At 54.2% G+C, this 16,654-nt stretch carries 10 protein-coding genes; all 10 read right to left on the reverse strand.

All coding sequences use genetic code 11. The features are described 5' to 3' along the window. Position 1: 1 nt before the first annotated feature. The 10 genes from OGM67_11380 to OGM67_11425 all read right to left on the reverse strand — a co-directional run bounded on the left by OGM67_11380 (position 2) and on the right by OGM67_11425 (position 16,507). Positions 2-3,079, reverse strand: coding sequence for a DUF4981 domain-containing protein (locus tag OGM67_11380; GenBank protein UYJ34179.1), 3,078 nt, complete (start codon positions 3,077-3,079; stop codon positions 2-4). Then, complete coding sequence (locus OGM67_11385) at positions 3,057-5,372, reverse strand: glycoside hydrolase family 95 protein (GenBank protein ID UYJ34180.1); 2,316 nt, start codon at positions 5,370-5,372, stop codon at positions 3,057-3,059. Before OGM67_11385 ends, OGM67_11380 begins: the two co-directional genes overlap by 23 nt. A gap of 20 nt (positions 5,373-5,392) precedes the next feature. Next, entirely contained in the window at positions 5,393-6,949 is a 1,557-nt protein-coding gene (locus OGM67_11390; GenBank protein UYJ34181.1) for a xylann 1,4-beta-xylosidase, read from the reverse strand. 48 nt (positions 6,950-6,997) lie between these two features. Further along, positions 6,998-7,174, reverse strand: a complete 177-nt coding sequence (locus OGM67_11395; protein ID UYJ34182.1) for a hypothetical protein — start codon at positions 7,172-7,174, stop codon at positions 6,998-7,000. Positions 7,175-7,240: 66 nt separating this feature from the next. Next, on the reverse strand, positions 7,241-8,389 hold the full coding sequence (locus tag OGM67_11400) for a glycoside hydrolase family 88 protein (protein ID UYJ34183.1): 1,149 nt from the start codon (positions 8,387-8,389) through the stop codon (positions 7,241-7,243). Between the two features lie 137 nt (positions 8,390-8,526). Then, positions 8,527-10,104 (reverse strand): extracellular solute-binding protein, encoded by a 1,578-nt coding sequence (locus OGM67_11405; protein ID UYJ34184.1) that lies wholly within the window; start codon positions 10,102-10,104, stop codon positions 8,527-8,529. 65 nt (positions 10,105-10,169) lie between these two features. Beyond that, positions 10,170-11,087, reverse strand: a complete 918-nt coding sequence (locus tag OGM67_11410; protein ID UYJ34185.1) for a carbohydrate ABC transporter permease — start codon at positions 11,085-11,087, stop codon at positions 10,170-10,172. Between the two features lie 15 nt (positions 11,088-11,102). Next, a complete protein-coding gene (locus tag OGM67_11415; GenBank protein UYJ34186.1) occupies positions 11,103-12,014 on the reverse strand; it encodes an ABC transporter permease subunit in 912 nt (303 codons plus the stop codon). Beyond that, positions 12,011-12,220: a hypothetical protein gene (locus OGM67_11420; protein ID UYJ34187.1), complete on the reverse strand. Its 210-nt coding sequence runs from the start codon at positions 12,218-12,220 to the stop codon at positions 12,011-12,013. The genes OGM67_11415 and OGM67_11420 overlap by 4 nt, the downstream gene beginning before the upstream one ends. 60 nt (positions 12,221-12,280) lie before the next feature. Continuing rightward, positions 12,281-16,507: an alginate lyase family protein gene (locus OGM67_11425; GenBank protein UYJ34188.1), complete on the reverse strand. Its 4,227-nt coding sequence runs from the start codon at positions 16,505-16,507 to the stop codon at positions 12,281-12,283. Between the last annotated feature and the right edge of the window lie 147 nt (positions 16,508-16,654).

Genomic DNA, 16,654 nt, shown 5'->3' on the forward strand with positions numbered 1-16,654 from the left:
ATCAATCTGCCTCCTTTGCGTCAGTGCTGCTAACAGGGGATAGGTGCAGCGTAAAGCGCAATGGCTGCCCCGGCACGGGATGAATCAAGTATTCATCGTGCGTGTATGCCCCCCACGTGTTATCCCCTCCAACGCCGATTTGCCGCAGCGCTGCCCGCACGACCGTTTTTCCGCCTTCACACGGCAGCATATACCTGTGGTCGGCATTTTCCAGTTCGTGCGGTGTGTAAGGCAGTACGGAGAAATCCATCGGTGTGTCCGCTTCAAACTTCAACCCGAAGCCATCCGCCCGCGTGATCTGTGCCCAACGGACGCCGGTGTGGTTGCCGCATTCCTGCGGGCGCAGGTATCGCGCCATATTATCTTCCACACTGTTCTGCCAGATGCCAAGCTTCGCCCCTGAACAGCGGTCACAGTAGGTTTCTTCGGGGCCAAGGCCGTACCACTGGCAGTGATGAAACACAGGATTCATCTCAAACAGGAAGCCAAATTCTGGCATGGCCGGAAGTTCGGCAACCGCCGTATACGAAAGCTGCATTGTCACGCGACCGTCCTGCTCAACAATATAAGTGATTGTGCAGGGAGCTGCTGGCTGAGTCGCCAAGTCATAGAAGAAGGTCAGCTGCACCCGGCCATCTCTCTGCTCTACCTTTGGAGTCTCGCTGAAAGTTGAGTACATACTCGCCAGCTTCCAAACGCCGTATCTTCGGCCCATTTTGTTGCCGCGGTCATTGTCCGTCGGCGCACGCCAGAAATTCGGGCGCGGCACTGCCGCCAACAGCTCCTCTCCGTTGCAGCGGTAGGAGAGCAGCCCGCCATGCAATTTGGAAAACAGCAGCGAGAAGCCCGCACCGGAAACTCCAATGTTCAAGTTGCCAGCCTCGACATGGAGCGTGTTCTCCGGTTTTGTTTGCCGTTTCGGCGCACCGTCACGCCATACTTTTTGCCCGAAAGCGACCTCGTATTCGGGCTCCGCCCAGGCGGTCGCCTCTCGTAATCGCAGCGACAGTTCCAGACAATACTCTGCGCCATCGCCGGTTGGCTGATATCCCAACGCATCAAGCGGAAGCGGGTAACTGCCGTCAGAGAGCGGTGGCACCGAGATGTCTGCCATCTCGATCTCACGCAAAGGCTTGCCATCCCGCATCAGGCGTGCAACACAGCGATAAGCATCCGTGCTGGTAAACAGGTTCCGGTTGTGCAGCTTCACGCTCTTGTCACTGAACTCGAACACCTCCGGCGAATAGCAAGCTTTGACTTCCTGCGCCTTGGGGGAAAGGGTGTGGTCTGCGTATAGAATACCATTACCGCTCATCGCGCCGTCATGCGGGCGCTCCCCGAAATCACCGCCGTAGCCCAGGCACGGCGCGCCCCAAGGATCTTTTGTCTCCAGCGCCTGATCGGCAAAATCCCAGATAAACCCGCCCTGATATTGTGGCAGTTCGTCGGCCAATGACGTGTATTCAGCCAGATTACCGCCGGAGTTTCCCATCATGTGCTCATACTCGCAATGCAGGTAAGGGCGGTCCTTATGGGTAGCCAACAACCTTCGCACCTCATCAACCGGCTGATACATAGTTCCCGCGATGTCGCTGATGCGCCAGTAAACAGGGTCCTGATTGGCGTTTTCGTAGTGGACCAGGCGTGTCGGATCGGCTCTTCGGAAATAATCTGCCATTGCAGCCAGATTTTCGCCGCCACCGCACTCGTTGCCACACGACCAGAACAGTACGCAGGGGTGATTGCGGTCGCGTTCCAGCATCGCCTTTGCCCTTGCCATAACGGCATTGCGCCAAAGAGTATTGCTTCCCGGCGCAAGGTTGCTGCCGTCTGTCTTTTGGCGCATCATCCGATCAAGCTCGGCATGGCCTTCCAAGTTTGCTTCGTCCATCACATACAAGCCGTACCGGTCACAGAGTGCATAAAACATGCTCTGGTTGGGATAATGGCAGGTACGCACAGCATTGACATTGAGGCGTTTTAGCAGCTGGATATCCTTTTCGATTAAATCAGGAGAAATTGCCCTCCCACACTCGGAATAGAACTCATGGCGGTTGATGCCACGGATTATAAGCCGCTTGCCGTTGAGCAAAATTAAACCGTTTTTGATTTCGATCCTGCGAAATCCAAAGGGCAGCACTGCGTATTGCTGAACCTGCCCGTTTTCATCCGCTACCTTGACAACGGCTTCGTATAAATTTGGCTGTTCAGCGCTCCACAACGCGGGGACATTCACCTGCAGAGCCAATGCAAGGGTATCCAGGCGGCCCGGCAGGGCAACACAGTCCTGCTTGAATACCTCCTCGTTGCGACGAAGCTGTACAGTGACTGTTCCACTGCCGCGTGCTTGCAATGAAAATCCGAGAATTCCGGAATCATAGTTTGGCGAAAGTTCCGGGTTCAGCGTAACGCTTGTTACAGCAGACTGCGGCACTGCCACAAGGCGGACGCTGCGAAACAGGCCCGAGAACCGGAAAAAATCCTGACATTCCAGATGTGCTGCCGCGGTCCACTGGAACACCAACACGGCAAGCCGGTTTTCACCCGCCTGTAAAAACGGGGTCAGATCAAACTCGCTGGGCGTAAAGCCATCCGTGCCGTAGCCAACATATCGCCCGTTCAGAAAGACAGCCAGGGCGCTCTCTGCGCCGTCAAACACGATATGCACTTCCCTATCCTGCATCGCCATCGGCAGGCAAAAAGTCGTTTGATAGCAGCCAACCGGATTGTATTGTTCCGGGCAACCAGTAGGGCTTACATCCTGTAAACCGTCCCAAGGGTACTGGTAGTTTACATACTGCGGGCGCCCCCACCCCTGCAGTTGGATATGCCCTGGGACCTGAATCTGCGCCCAGCTGGCCGTATCGCCAGACCAAAACTCAGCGGGGATTTCCTCCGGCCGTTCCGCATTGGCAAATTGCCAGCAGCCATCCAGGGAAAGGATCAGACTGCTGCTGCCGGTGTTGTACTCGTTTTCATCGTGGTACCAAATGGTATCCGGGTACGGCTCAAGACGGTTTTGCGCCGTAATGCTCGGGTCTCGAATAATAGCGATGTCAAAGTCTTTGATCCGCTCCATCTTGCGTTTTCTCCTCGCCGTTGTTCATTTTCACTAAACGGACTTCATTCAGTGTTCCATCCAATGCCTGCTGTTCGCCAGCTGCAAGCTTCACTGCCGCAGAAAAAGTGCCGTAATGCACCGTAACGGACAAAGCAGGGCCGGCACACAGCCGGATCTGCTCTAATTTGCTTTTTTTCCACACCAGAGAAATCGTTGCACCGCCACAAATACAGAGCCCTTCCACCTTGCCCTCTTCCCACGCAGTAGGCAGCGCCGGCAGCAGATAAAGCTGCCCCGGACCGCTGTCAACCAGCATTTCCTCGATAGCAGCCGTTGCGCCAAGATTGCCATCCAGTTGGAATACCGCACCGTCTTGCCAGGGATGGTTATCCATAAGATTGTCAAAAGTGGACTGGCTCAACAGTGCGCGCAGGTTTTCGTGTGCTTTACCACCGTCACGCAATCTTGCCCACAGCCCGATGATCCAGGCACGGCTCCAGCCTGTATGCCCGCCGCCTGCAGCCAGGCGGCCTTCCAAAGTTTTGCGGGCTGCTGTAAACAGAGCAGGCGTGTTCTGGGTAATTTCCCGTCCTGGATACAGCCCGTACAGGTGGGAAATGTGGCGGTGGCCGGGTTCAGCTTCCTGATACGGGTGGCGCCATTCAAGTAGCCTTCCATCCTGCCCGATCTGCGTAGGCCGAAGCCGTCTGTATGCGTCTTCCGCCTGTTCAATCAGCGCGCCTTTACGCGCCAGCACTTTACTGGCCTGCAGAAATCCGGTAAAAAGTTCACGCAGGATTTGATTATCCATTGTGGGGCCGATGCACATGCAGCCAGTATTGCCGTCTGGCAAAACATATGTATTTTCCGGTGAGACAGAGGGCGATGTAACGAGGTTTCCCTCCTCATCCTCCTGCAGAAAGTCCAGAAAGAACCGCACGCAATCTTCCAGCTGAACATACCGACGTTGCAGCCATTGTGTATCCAGCGTATAGGTATAATGCCGCCAAATGTGGGTACATAACCAGGCCGCGCCCATGACCCAGTAACTGGCTGGGATGTACTGATCTTGGGGTGCGGTATCGGCATACAGGTCAGTATTGTGGTGAGCCACAAAGCCATGGCAGCCATACATTTCCCGCGCTGTGCGTTTGCCGGTTTGTTCGCCGTCCATCCGCTCCAGCAGATCAAAAAGCGGTTCTTCACACACTGCCAACCCGCTGGGCGCTGCCGCCCAGTAGATCATCTCGATGTTAATGTTGATGGTATACCGGGAGCCCCAAGGGGGATTCAATTTATCGTTCCACAATCCCTGCAGTGTGGCAGGCAGGCAGCCCGGACGGCTGCTGGACAGCAACAGGTACCGCCCATAGGCGAAGTAAAGCGTTTCCAATCCGGGGTCTGCCTGCCCCCGCGCATAGCTACGCAGCCGCTCATCTGTGGGCATAGTTTCCTTGGCGACGTCCCGTGCGCCCAGTTCCAGATGCATACTGTCAAACAGGCTCTTGTATTCTGCCAGATGGTGGGTACGCAGCGTCCTGTACCCTTTCTGTCCAGCTTGATCAATCCTTGCCCGACAGGCTGCCCGCGGGTCATCACATCGAAAGTTTGTTGCGGCGGCCAGACAGAGAATTGTCTCATTCGCCCCATCTATCTTTAGAAACTCACCGGCAGTGCACACCTCTCCATCACATTCGACCACTGATAGCATCGCGCAATAGGATATGCCATCTGCGCCGGTGGCGCCTTCCGTCCAAATCGTATTCCCGTGTTCACTGCCTACACGGTCAATGTTGGCCGGGCGTGTCATGTGGCAGCGCAGCCGCAGCTGCTGCCCACCGCTGGCTTGCAGCCGAATCACAAGGACTTGATCGGGGGCGCTGGCAAAGACTGTCCGCGTATAGTCTGTGCCACAGCTGTTGAAGTGGACGGAGAGTTCCCCAGTTTCCAGATTCAAAGAGCGGCGGTAACCGGACGCCTTCTCAAAGGGTGCCGCATCCGCTTGTTCGATGTACAGGTCGCTCAAAGGCTGGTATGCACGGCTTGAATCCGGCACGCCGGACAGCGTTTCCACCGCCAGGTCCTGTGCTTCTTGAATCCGGTTTTGCCGCACCAGCTCTTGAATTTTCGGTAGAGCTGCGCGGGCATCCGGGTTCAGTCGGTTCATCGGGCCGCCGCTCCAGACGCTTTCCTCATTGAGCTGGATGTGTTCAGCCTGTGTGCCGCCAAACAGCATACCGCCCAACGCCCCGTTGCCGCAGGGCAGCGCCTGATCCCAGCTTTCAGCTGGCTGCCGGTACCATAGTTCCATACGACTCACCCTATTCTGTGTCACACCAGCTGTCCAATCGTCCAGGCCGGCACGGTAAAGTCCAGTTCCAATTTGCCATCGGCCCCCACCGTGTAAACGGTTTGCTCCAACATCTCCCCCTGCAGACGCAGCATCTGCTCCTGCTCGCGGGTCGGGGCAGTGGGCGCCCCCATCGCGTTCCAGAGATGCACGGCCTCAGCCCCCGGTTTGAGCAGCCGCAACGTATAGCTGTCGCCGGGACGCAGGCCGGTCAGGGTGAAGGCATAGCGGCGCGGCTGCCCGCGGCGCTCAAATTCCTGCGCACGGTTCTGATCAGGGTACATGGACATCGGCACCGTCTCGGTGATCTCATCGGGGTAGTGATAGACGGCCATCGCCAGCCGTCCATTCCGCCGGGTGGCCATATACCCTTCGCCACTGGCCAAGCATTCCTCCCCAAGCTCGTTCAGAATGCGGTAAGCGTGGAATACCGGCTTTTTGATTCCTTGAAGGTTCATCATGCCAAATCCACCGTGGAAGGCTTTCGGCCCGGCGCCTTCTTCCTCAAACACATCGGTGAACGTCCAGTAGGACAGGCTGTCCGCCAGCCCGGCACATTGTAGGTTGCTGCGCAGCACATACGTTGCGGCAGGCAGATAGTCGTGACTGCAATCGCGGGAGGAGGGGCTGGAGCTCCATTCCGTCAGGTGAAGTTCCACATCCGGGTAAGCGCTGCGGGCGATGGCTGCCCTGACCCACTGGATGTCCTGCATCAAAGAGTTTTTGCCACGGGTCCGCCCGCTGCTTACCCCGTGCCCGTCCAGAGCAAAGTCCGTCGGGTAAGGATGGCATGAAACAAAATCCACCGGCAGGCTGTTTTGCGCGCAGAACCGCAAGAATGCGTCGATCCAAACCCCGTGCCAGGAAAGGCTGTCCAGGTCATCCACCTTGAAGGTTGCCTGCTCGGCCACATCCTCAACCTCACCGTCAAACCGGGCGTCCGGGACAAAGTTGCTGGTGGCGGGCCCGCCCACGCGCAGTTTCGGATCGATTGCTTTCATGCGCAGCACCGTAACACGGTAAAGTTCAAAATACTGTGAGCGAGTGCCCGCCCAGAACGAATCCAGGTTCGGTTCGTTCCACACCTCAAAGTACCAGTTGCGGACCTCCTCAATACCGTAGCGGTCCACCCAATGGAGGACGGCAGCCTCTACCAGGTCAGCCCACTTACCGTAATCATTCGGCGGGGCAATGCGAGCTTTCCACCAGAAAAGGCTCTTGTCGTTGGAACAAAGATCCTTGGGCATAAAGCTCAGCTCGACAAAAGGGCGAACCCCCATATCCAGCAACGCATCGAAAAGTGCATCTACATATTGAAAATTGTAATGTAGCTTTCCATTTTGCAGAGCGCAGACGTGCATATCATCATGGAACAGGCCGTGAAAGCGCAGATAGCGGAACCCACACTCTTTATGCACCATCGCCAGCTGCCTTTGCCAGTCAGCGCGCAGGCCCTCATTGGCACGCCCGGCCCCAACGCAGTTCGACCACGTGTGCGGCAGCGGGGTGGTCGTATCTTTGCAGTTGATTGTAACCATAGAAATACTCCTAATCCTGTATTGTTGAGTCGGTATTGCTTTTACGGGTTAGTCCACCGGGATATGTAACATTCGCAGCGCACTGATAACATCTGCACGCAAACTGCCATCCTGATTGGCCACCCCACCATAAATGCAATGGCCAAGATGTTCGGCGAACTGACCGTAGAGATTGCGATGGATCGTACCGACTGAACGGTTTGTATTCACAAAAAGCAGTGACATGAAATTCTCCTTACAAATTGCTGCAATCTATTTTGTTCCTGCGCCGCAAGAACGTCAGGGAATCGCTCAGAAAATCCTGAACGCTTTATCTTCCAGACGGAAGATAGCCTCCGCAAAAAAATAATCCGCATAACACATCGTCATGTTGACCCCGTTCTGCCAAGAAGCGGAACAAAACTGTACAATGGCATCGCATCGATCGGTCCAATCGCTGCGCAGTTCTGCAACGCGGTGCAAAATATGCAGGGCCACCTCGAGACACTGCCGACGTAAAGATTCATCTTTGGTTTGTTCATACAGCTCCAACATCCCACATGCAATTACACAGGCGCCGCAATTGTCTTCTTGCGGCGCATCTGCCGGCTGGCAAAAATCAATCGGCACAAAACCATCTGAGCGCAATACCGACAGGCAATAGCGCGCCACCTTTTCTGCGGTATGAAGGTACGCTTCATCCTGTGTATAGCGGTACGCCAGCGAAAAGCCGTACAGCGCCCAACCCTGTCCTCTTGTCCAGGCAGAACCGTGGCCATATCCCTGGCCGCCGTGGCTGCACACACGTGCGCCTGAAACAGGATCAAACTCGACAATGTGGCAAACCGAGCCATTCTGGCGCACAAAACTTTTCTGTACGGTATCCGCGTGCTGGGTTGCAACCTGCGCAAAGCGAGGATCATTGGTTTCTCTGCTCGCCCAAAATAAAAGCGGGATATTCATCATGCAGTCGATGATTGCCCAGCCGCGGGTATCCTGATCGGGCAAGTCGTCCCAGGCGCGCAGGAAGCGTCCCGAAGGATTGAACCGGCCTGCCAGCAAACAGGCTGCATGCAATGCGCGTGTGCGCGAATGCAGATCTTTTGTAATCTGATAGTCTGCGACTGCTGTTGGAAGCCACATAAAACCAACGTCATGATTCAGTCCGCTGAATGTGTCAAAGCAGCAATCCAGCTTTTCTTCACACAAGGCAGCGTACTGTTTATACTTGACCTCGCCTGTGCGATGGTACAACTGCCACAGCAATCCACCCCAAAAGCCATTCGTCCACCAGCTTGCATCCATTCCGTCGGCCGAGTGATTGTCATAGCTTCCATCGCTGCCTGTCGTATAAGGCAATTTGTCTTTGTTTTTATCTGTGACCCAGTCCATCTTTGCCTGGATGCGCTGCGAAATCTGGCTGGCAAATTGCCGCTCTTTCTCCGTCAACGGGAACTGCATTCTCGGTTCCTCCAATTTTTTTCTTCTCAATAAATTAGGAAGGGGCGCCATATCTACTGCGGCGCCCCTTCCAAGGGTTTGCGGGCACCGAAAAATTCCGCACCTGCGTTTACTCTCAGCCCACAATCATTCGATGTCTAACTCTCAGTTCCCTTCAAGCGGTCATAGGCAGTCTGAGAAATCTCGACCACACGGTCCACACCACGGTTGTGCAGCTCCGTGATGAAGCTGTCATACTCGGACTCAAAGTTACCGTTGCCCAGGATCCAGCCCATGCACTTTTCATTGACAAAGTCGGTAATGCCGGGCAGCAGCTGGTTGATTTCATCGGATTCCTCGGTGGTGTACTTGAAGTTGAAGTTGAAATGTTCATCCTCCGGGTACCATTCAGGATGCTCCATGTAAAGCTCGTAGCCAGCCAGGGTTTCCTCATTGGTGGCGACAGCATACTCCAGCTCCATCGGCTCGATGCCGCCCAGGTGCAGGAGGCAGCCGACATTCTGGCGGGCATCGGTCAGACCAGCCTCATTGTTGAGCATATCCTCGGTGAATTGATAGTTGCCGTCCTCATCGATGGTGTAGGTTTCGCCCTCGATGCCATAGGTCATCAGGATTTGGCCCTCATCGCTGTACAGGTAGTCAATCAAACGAAGTGCGTCATCAACATTCTCGCAGTTCTGCGTGATGCCAGCACCAGCAAACGGTGCCGAGCGGTGGTCCACAACGGTACGGCCATTGGGGGCCTGCACCGGGGCCATGACCACGTTCTGGAAGCCCGAGATGCTGTCGGCCAGGGTCTTGTTGTACTGGGTCGTAGAAGCAGCCCAGTCATAGGTCAAGCCGCCGAGATTGTTGCCGTACATAACATTGCGGGCATCATCACGGGTAAAGACTTCAGGGTCGATCAGGCCCTCGGCATACCACTGGATCAGCGCCTCCATACCGGTTTTGAAGTCCTCCTCCAGGGGATCAAAGACCACTTCGCCCTGGCGGACCATCAGGCCGGTGCTGGAGCAGAACAAGCTGAGCGCATGCTCGGTGAAGTTATCAGGGGCAGTCAGCCAGCGGGTGATGAACGGGGTCTCGTCCTGCTGGCCGTTGCCATTGGGATCCTGATCCCGGAAAGCTTTCAGCACGGTGTACAGTTCATCGGTGGTCGTGGGCATTTCGAGATTGAGCTTGTCCAGCCAATCCTGACGGATGACCCAGACGTTGGCCACCGACATTTCCTTCATGCCAGCCACCTGGTAAATGTGGCCATCCGAGGCAGTCGAAGCAGTTTTCAGTTCGGGATACTTCTCAAACGCTGCAACGATGTTGGGGCATTTTTCTTCGATCAGATCTTCCAGTGGAATAAGTCCGCCGTCCATACCGAGCTTCTCGATCTTGCTCATATCCGAGGAAACAACAATATCCGGCATACTGTCAGGGTTGGAAATCATCAGCGTCCATGCCTGGCTCTCATCTGTACTGGAAGCCGAGATGGTGTTGGTCAGGGTCACGCCGACACGCTTCTGCAGCTCCTGTGCAACCGGCAGGGAGAAATCCGCAACATCAGTGCCGTAGATGTCATGCACCGTCAGTTTGACGGTACCCGATTCGGAGCTGGAACTGGAACTCGACGAGCCAGCAGAACTGCAACCGGCCAGCATAGTGGCTGCCAGCAGTGTGGCAACGCCAGGGCGAAGCCAGCGGGAAATGAACGATTTTTTCATGGTATACCTCCTAATTTTTCATTAAAACGGGTAGAATCCCTCGTTTTACGTTTGGATGTTGGCAATCAGCCTTTGACGCCGCCAAGCGTGACGCCCTTTTTGAAATACTTTTGAATAAACGGGTAAGCAACAAGCATCGGGATGATCGCCACGACGATGATCGCATAGGAAACTGTGACCGCAGCCGAAGTGGTATCCGGGGTGATCGTCAGGGTGGATTCAGACAGGCTCTGCTGTTCCACCAGCAGTTTTTTCAGGACGACCTGCAGCGGCTGTAACTTATCATTGGTCAGCAGCACGCTTGCCCAGAAGTAGCCGTTCCACCGGGTGACCAGGTAGAACAGGGTGACAGTGGCCAAACTGGCCTTGGAAAGCGGGAGATAGATGCGGGCAAAAATCGTGAAGGTGTTTGCGCCGTCAATCTTGGCTGCTTCCTCAAAATCACCGGGGAGCTGCTCGAAGAAGCTCTTGAGGATCACAACATTGTAAACGTTGATGCCGAAGCTGATGATAATTCCCCAGTAGCTATTGGTCAGATGGTAGTCTCGGATGGTCTGATACAGCGGGATCATACCGGCGCTGAACCACATGGTAAAGGAGACCAGGAGCGTAAAGAATTTGCGGAACGGGAGGCTCTTTTTGCTCAGCGCATAGGCAAGCGTAACAGACAGCAACATATTCACGATCGTGCCACCGACCGTAATAATGATCGTGTTGAGGTAGCCGCGAAGCACGCCGTCTGTCTGTAGTGCTTGCACATAGGAATCAAGATTGAAACCTACCGGCCAGAACATCACGGTGCCATCGCTGACATAAAACGGTTTACTGACCGATGCGATCAGGACATACCACAGGGGATAAAATACCAGCAGGCAAATAATGGCAGCAATCAGATTAACGATCCAACTGTAGATGCGGTCGCCCCATGTCATCTTGATATGATGATGGCGGTGCATCTTTTTTTCTGTGAGTATACGATTCATTTTTACCTCCCCTTTTTACCACACCGAAGAGTCGGCAAACTTTTTGCTCAGATAATTGGTAACCAGTACCAACACAAGCGCAACCACAGACTCAAACAAACCAGCCGCAGTGGAAAGGCCAAAGTTATTTTGCACAATGCCAAGGCGATACGTCAGCGTACTGATCACGTCGGCTGTTTCATAGGTAGAAGGCTGATACAGCAAAATGATGGCTTCGTAGCCGACCTTGATAATGCTGCCAACGTTCAGGATCAGCATCACCACGATGGTGGGGATCAAACTGGGCAGGGTGACGTGCCAGATCTGCTGCAGACGGTTCGCGCCTTCCACGCTGGCGGCCTCATAGAGCTGCTTGTCAATTCCTGCAAGCGCCGCAATGTACACAACAGTGTTATAGCCGGCAGTCTGCCACAAGGTCATAATAATATAGATCGGGCGGAAGTACTGAGATTGTACCAGGAAGTAGGTAGAGTCAAATCCAAGTTTGTTGAGGATCAGGTTAATGATACCGGTGCTGGGCGAGCAGAAATTGACGACTATACCGGCCACAACAACCGTTGAGATAAAGTAAGGGATAAACGTAACGGTCTGTGTAACTTTGCTGAGCCATTTCACCCGGACTTCGTTGATCAGAATCGCCAGCAGGATCGGAAATGGGAAGCAGATCAGCAGCTGAAGACCGCCCAGGATCAAGGTGTTTTTAAGCGCTCTGGGGAAATCTACCCCTGTGAAAAGGGAGATGAAGTTCTGTAAGCCTACAAAATTGCTGCCCTCGAATCCTTTGAAGGCGTTGTAGTTGTAAAACGCCATCCGGATGCCGTTCAACGGCACATAGGCAAACAGGATGATCCACGCAAGCCCCGGCAGTAGAATCAACAGTAACTGCCAGTCCGTCTTTTTGAGCCGCTTTTTTAGAGCAAGTTTCATTGCAAGTCCTCCTTCGTTTCTTTCTGGCCGCATAGCCGCCAGTCGCTGGCCAGTGCTGCCCTTGTTGCCCTTGTTATAACACCAAACCGCCGATCGCGTAAATCGCTTGTTTTTTTGAGCCGTGCATTTTTGTGTGCACCTTTGGCGCAATCATGCAATAATAGCCGTGCATTTTGTGCATCTTGCCAAATTGTTTGGTTGTACATTTTTCTTGCCGCGTACATTTTTTAATGGCTTGCCAAAATTTATGCATACCTGCGTACTTATTACTTGCCCTTTATTTTAAGGCTGACACCTCTTTTTCCCTTGAGACAGACCAGTGCAACCGCCGAGATTATCGTCAAAGTCACCCACAACTCAACTGGTGATTCGTCAGCTGTTGCGGGAACTGACGATGTCGCCTTCCCATTGGGGTCCGTGATTACCGTCACATTGTCATTGTCCGGGGTGTTTGCACTGTCACTTTCGTGGACATCGACCTGATTTCCGGCACTGCCCTGGCCGTCCTGTGCCGTTTCAGTATCTCCACCTGATTGGCCGGGCTCTGTATCGCCCTCCTCAACATCCGTATCTTCATCGAATTCGCCAGGTTTTGTTTCCTCCTCAGCAGTAGGGATGCTTTCCTCGGGTAGCTGCTCCTGTTGGTTGTTTTCAAACTCCGAAATTACCGGATTCGAGATGGTCACGATCACATGCGGACGCAGGGCCTCATTTTCTGAGGTGAGCGAGTGGAAACTCATCGACGTACTGCCGCCGGTGCCGGTCGCCCTGATTCGCAGGGTTATGATATCGTCGGTGTCCTCTGCCGCGGCCTCGGTAATATCAATTCCCTCGCTATCACCCGTATTGTAGCTCTTGTCGCCAGAGGGTTTTGCCGCTTCGCCCAGCAGGGTAACAGCATACTCAGGGATTTCGTAGGTCAGGTTGGCCCAGTCATCGTAGTCCGTCTCGTCAGACTCGATCCAGTCCACTGCAATCGGGCTTGTCGAACCGCTGCGATAGATCATCACCCGGGCGTCACTAATCACCTCACCTGCTTTCAGGCCAAGGCTGCGCAGGTCCACCTTGAGGAATGCATCTTGGCTGCTATCGGCAGTGGTGCTCTGCTCAAAAGTTAAAACCGTGTTGTCGGTCTTCACAGCGCACTCAGCCACCGCGGGCATCGTGACAGTCAGCGGGTAGCTGCTGATCTCGCCCAGGCCGTTGCCGTAGGCGCTGGCGCTCGATGTGCGCGCGCCGGTTGCCTCGGACAGTTCCGATTCGCCATAGGCGTTGACCGCGCGTACCTTATAGTAATATTTCGTGGAGGGGCTCACACCAATGTGATAACACTTGGTGTCAGTAAGTGTTGCCGTGTTAAGTTTTTCGTAATTCTGTGCATCCGTGGAAACATAGACGTCATACCCGGAAGCGCCGCTTACAGCATCCCACTTGATGCAGATAATGTCATCGCTAACAATACTTGTATGGATTTCAGCCGGTGCCCGGTTCGGAGCGCTCTCGTGTCCAGTCACAGGGATGGGTGCACAACATCCGCTCTCGTTTCCGTCAGAATTCACTACAGTGATCTTGTAAAGATATTTTTCCCCTGCAACAAGGCCATCGTCGCTGTACGAGGTAGCCGAAACCGGCTCTTCATTGACTTTTTCAAACCACATGGCAGGGTACTGGGCGGGATTGTCACTGGTCACCTGCTGGTTCGAACGGTAAATGTTGTAACCAGTTGCCCCCTGGACGGCACCCCACTGCAAGGTGGCAGTGCCACCCACAGCCGTAGTAACCTGAACGGTGTCCGCCTTTACCTTTGCCGGGCAGAAATTAACCGCAGCTGTCAAGGTACCGTAGCCAATCATGTGGTAGGTGTCATAGCCGCCATTATAGCAGGTGATTCCCTCGTTGCGCACAAAGGTTGCAGCTTGCGTTGTATAGGGTAGCTCAGAGGGGTCCATGTCCTCAATATTCACATAATAGTTATAAACGATCTCATAGATTGGAAGCAGCCATCCCCGGTTGGAGCTGGAGATCACAGAGGAATAGACATAGTTGTTGCTGTAGAAGGTGTTGTCATAGGGTACATCCTCGCCTGCCATGTACTTCGCCATATATTCATAGCCGGTCAGGATACGATTGTCGCCTGCCCCAAAGCAGTCAATGCTGGGGTCCTGGTTGTACATGGACCAGGCAAATTCCGCCAAATGGCCGATGAGTAGCTGGGAATGGATCTGATCCCGTCCGCTTTCCCGGTTCTGCCCAAACTCGTTGATGGCCGCAGTGACGCCGATGTTTTCATCGTGGAAGAACGCGTTCACGGCAGACTGATAAATGGCATCGTTTTCGCAGAACACACCGATCGCAAGCATGCCCTTCAGCGCGCAGGCACCTCCGTTGGCTTCACCAAAGTCTTCGATCCAGGGGACAAAGTCCTCCATCATCCAACTCTTAAAGTTGAAGATATCCTGTTTGCTCCACAAAGGCTCACCCTTTTCATCGGTTGCGGTGCGCAGGATTTCCGCTGTGTTGCACAGCCGAAAAGCCATCTGCCCAGCCACAAAGACGGCATCGTGCCCGTCGATTGCAGGGCTAAGCGCAGCATATTTATTCAGAGTTTTGATGGCAGACTGGGCGTAGCCCGTTTCTCCCGTAATGATATATGCCAGGGTATCCTGGTAGGCAGTCTGGCAGTCCTGCCGGAAAAGGTTATTAAACCCGTAAGGGCTATCTTTCACTGTGGATGTGTCCGTCCAAATGGTGTTACCCTGATTCACCACAGTTTCATATCCTTTTATGACATAACCACCATCTTTGCTCTCCCTTACACCATCTTCCTCTAAGATTTCATTGCCCGCGCTTACCCAGGGTTCCATGCCATTTTGGTAGTTGGTGCGGATGGTCTGGATCTGGTCAGACGAGAACATCAAACCGGGATGGGTGTAATCGCCGTTTGCCTCGACCTGTATAGTAACGGTCCGCTCCTGTGCAGTGGTGCCCGCATCCGGCGTGAAGGTCAGCGCATAGCTGCCCGCATCGGACGATTCAAGCGCCAGAGTGTTCCAGCTGAACATGCCCTCTACGAACTCAATGCCCAGGGCCTGTGTCTGCTCCAGTTCCAATGGTTCACCATCTTTGCTAACAGCAGTCAATGCGCCAATGCCGCCCAGCGGTGTGTACTCCTGGTCGATTAGATTTACCGAATACAGATTGCCAGACCAGCCGGAACCTCTGACTACCAGATAAAGCGTGTGCTGGCCTCGTATGGCTGCAGGGATCTCGACGCTGACTGTGTACGGATGGTTGCTCCAGCTCGAATCTGCGCCCGCGGTGCTCAGCTCGCCCAGCAGGGTGCCATCGGTACAATAGGCGGCGCAGCCCTTGTCATAGACAGGCTTTTCCGTCTCGTTGGCAACCGCAGAGCTGGTCATCCAGGTATCAGTCGGCTGGCTGAGGGTATAATCCGCCACAACCTGAAGGGTCACGCTGGAGGAGCTGTTCAGCCCCATATTGATGCAGACCTCGTTCAGATAGGTCAGATCCTGATCACCCAGACAGACTATATACCCGCCCCGGAAAGAATCGGTCACACCGTCGCTTCCGACTTTTGCACTGCTGGTTCCCGTGTAAATCATCCACGGCCAGTCCGCCAGAAAGCCGGTCGGCGTTGTCTCTTTCGGCTGAAGTTCTGCGCCAAACAGCTGGACATTGTCAAAGGAGATGACATCCCCAATTTTTACTGTGCTATCCAGCTTTTCCGGTTCCGCAGCCTCTGTCTCTTCATCCGACTGATCTTCGCCTTCACCAGATTCCTGCCCGTCCGCACCCGGCTTTTCTTTGCCCGCGCCAAGGTCCGAACCTTCCGGTTCGCCCTCGTCACCAGCCTGAGCTACCGTAAGGGTAACGCCGTACAAGTTACCCATCCAAGAAGTGCTATTGCTAGCGTCTACGCGCAGATAGAGAGAATGTTCGCCAGAGAAACCTGCCGGAAGCACCACTTTTCCCTCATAGTCTTGCGCATCCCAGCCGGAGCCGCCCGCAGCGGTCAGGGTAGCGAGCGCAACCCCGCCCGTCACCTGATCCGCACAGGCACGATCATACGCCTGTATGTGCGAGCTGGTGTTCGTAACCGATATACTGGCGTTCCAGCTGCTGTCATCGACCTCGCAATCTGCCAAAAGTGTGATGGTGTCGCTTTTTCCCTTCAGTCCGAGGGACACGTTTATCTTGCTGACGTCTGTAATGTCATACGTTCCCAGCGAGACCAACGCGCCGCCCTTAAAGGAGTCCAGATAAGGCGCATCGTCCTGAATCTTTGCCTCTGGATTGCTTTCCGGGCCAAGGCGGATCGCCCATTCCCAATTTGCCGCATCAAGAGAAACCGTTCGCAGTTTAGTTGTTGGAGTTTCGGCATGAACTGGCGGCACCAGCCCCGCCACCAGGCAAAGCAATGTGATGCACGCTACCGCTCTTCGAAGTAAACTTCGGCCTTGTTGTTTCATCATTTGATTTCCTCCTTGCCTTAATTCTTCATCATCCTATCACTGAAATTTCACAGCTGTAAATCACCAATAAATTACCGCACGTGCAATAATTATGCCTTTTTGAGCATATTCACCAATGCAGATTACCTTTATTCGTGCACTACGACA

The organism is Oscillospiraceae bacterium (assembly GCA_025757985.1).
Lineage (GTDB): Bacteria > Bacillota > Clostridia > Oscillospirales > Ruminococcaceae > Gemmiger.

Excerpts from the sequence above, each read along its gene's own strand:
- OGM67_11425 (UYJ34188.1), bottom strand. The coding sequence starts at position 16,507 with ATGATGAAACAACAAGGCCGAAGTTTACTTCGAAGAGCGGTAGCGTGC.
- OGM67_11380 (UYJ34179.1), bottom strand. The coding sequence starts at position 3,079 with ATGGAGCGGATCAAAGACTTTGACATCGCTATTATTCGAGACCCGAGC.
- OGM67_11410 (UYJ34185.1), bottom strand. The coding sequence starts at position 11,087 with ATGAATCGTATACTCACAGAAAAAAAGATGCACCGCCATCATCATATC.
- OGM67_11420 (UYJ34187.1), bottom strand. The coding sequence starts at position 12,220 with ATGTACAACCAAACAATTTGGCAAGATGCACAAAATGCACGGCTATTA.
- OGM67_11390 (UYJ34181.1), bottom strand. The coding sequence starts at position 6,949 with ATGGTTACAATCAACTGCAAAGATACGACCACCCCGCTGCCGCACACG.
- OGM67_11400 (UYJ34183.1), bottom strand. The coding sequence starts at position 8,389 with ATGCAGTTCCCGTTGACGGAGAAAGAGCGGCAATTTGCCAGCCAGATT.
- OGM67_11415 (UYJ34186.1), bottom strand. The coding sequence starts at position 12,014 with ATGAAACTTGCTCTAAAAAAGCGGCTCAAAAAGACGGACTGGCAGTTA.
- OGM67_11395 (UYJ34182.1), bottom strand. The coding sequence starts at position 7,174 with ATGTCACTGCTTTTTGTGAATACAAACCGTTCAGTCGGTACGATCCAT.
- OGM67_11405 (UYJ34184.1), bottom strand. The coding sequence starts at position 10,104 with ATGAAAAAATCGTTCATTTCCCGCTGGCTTCGCCCTGGCGTTGCCACA.
- OGM67_11385 (UYJ34180.1), bottom strand. The coding sequence starts at position 5,372 with ATGGAACTATGGTACCGGCAGCCAGCTGAAAGCTGGGATCAGGCGCTG.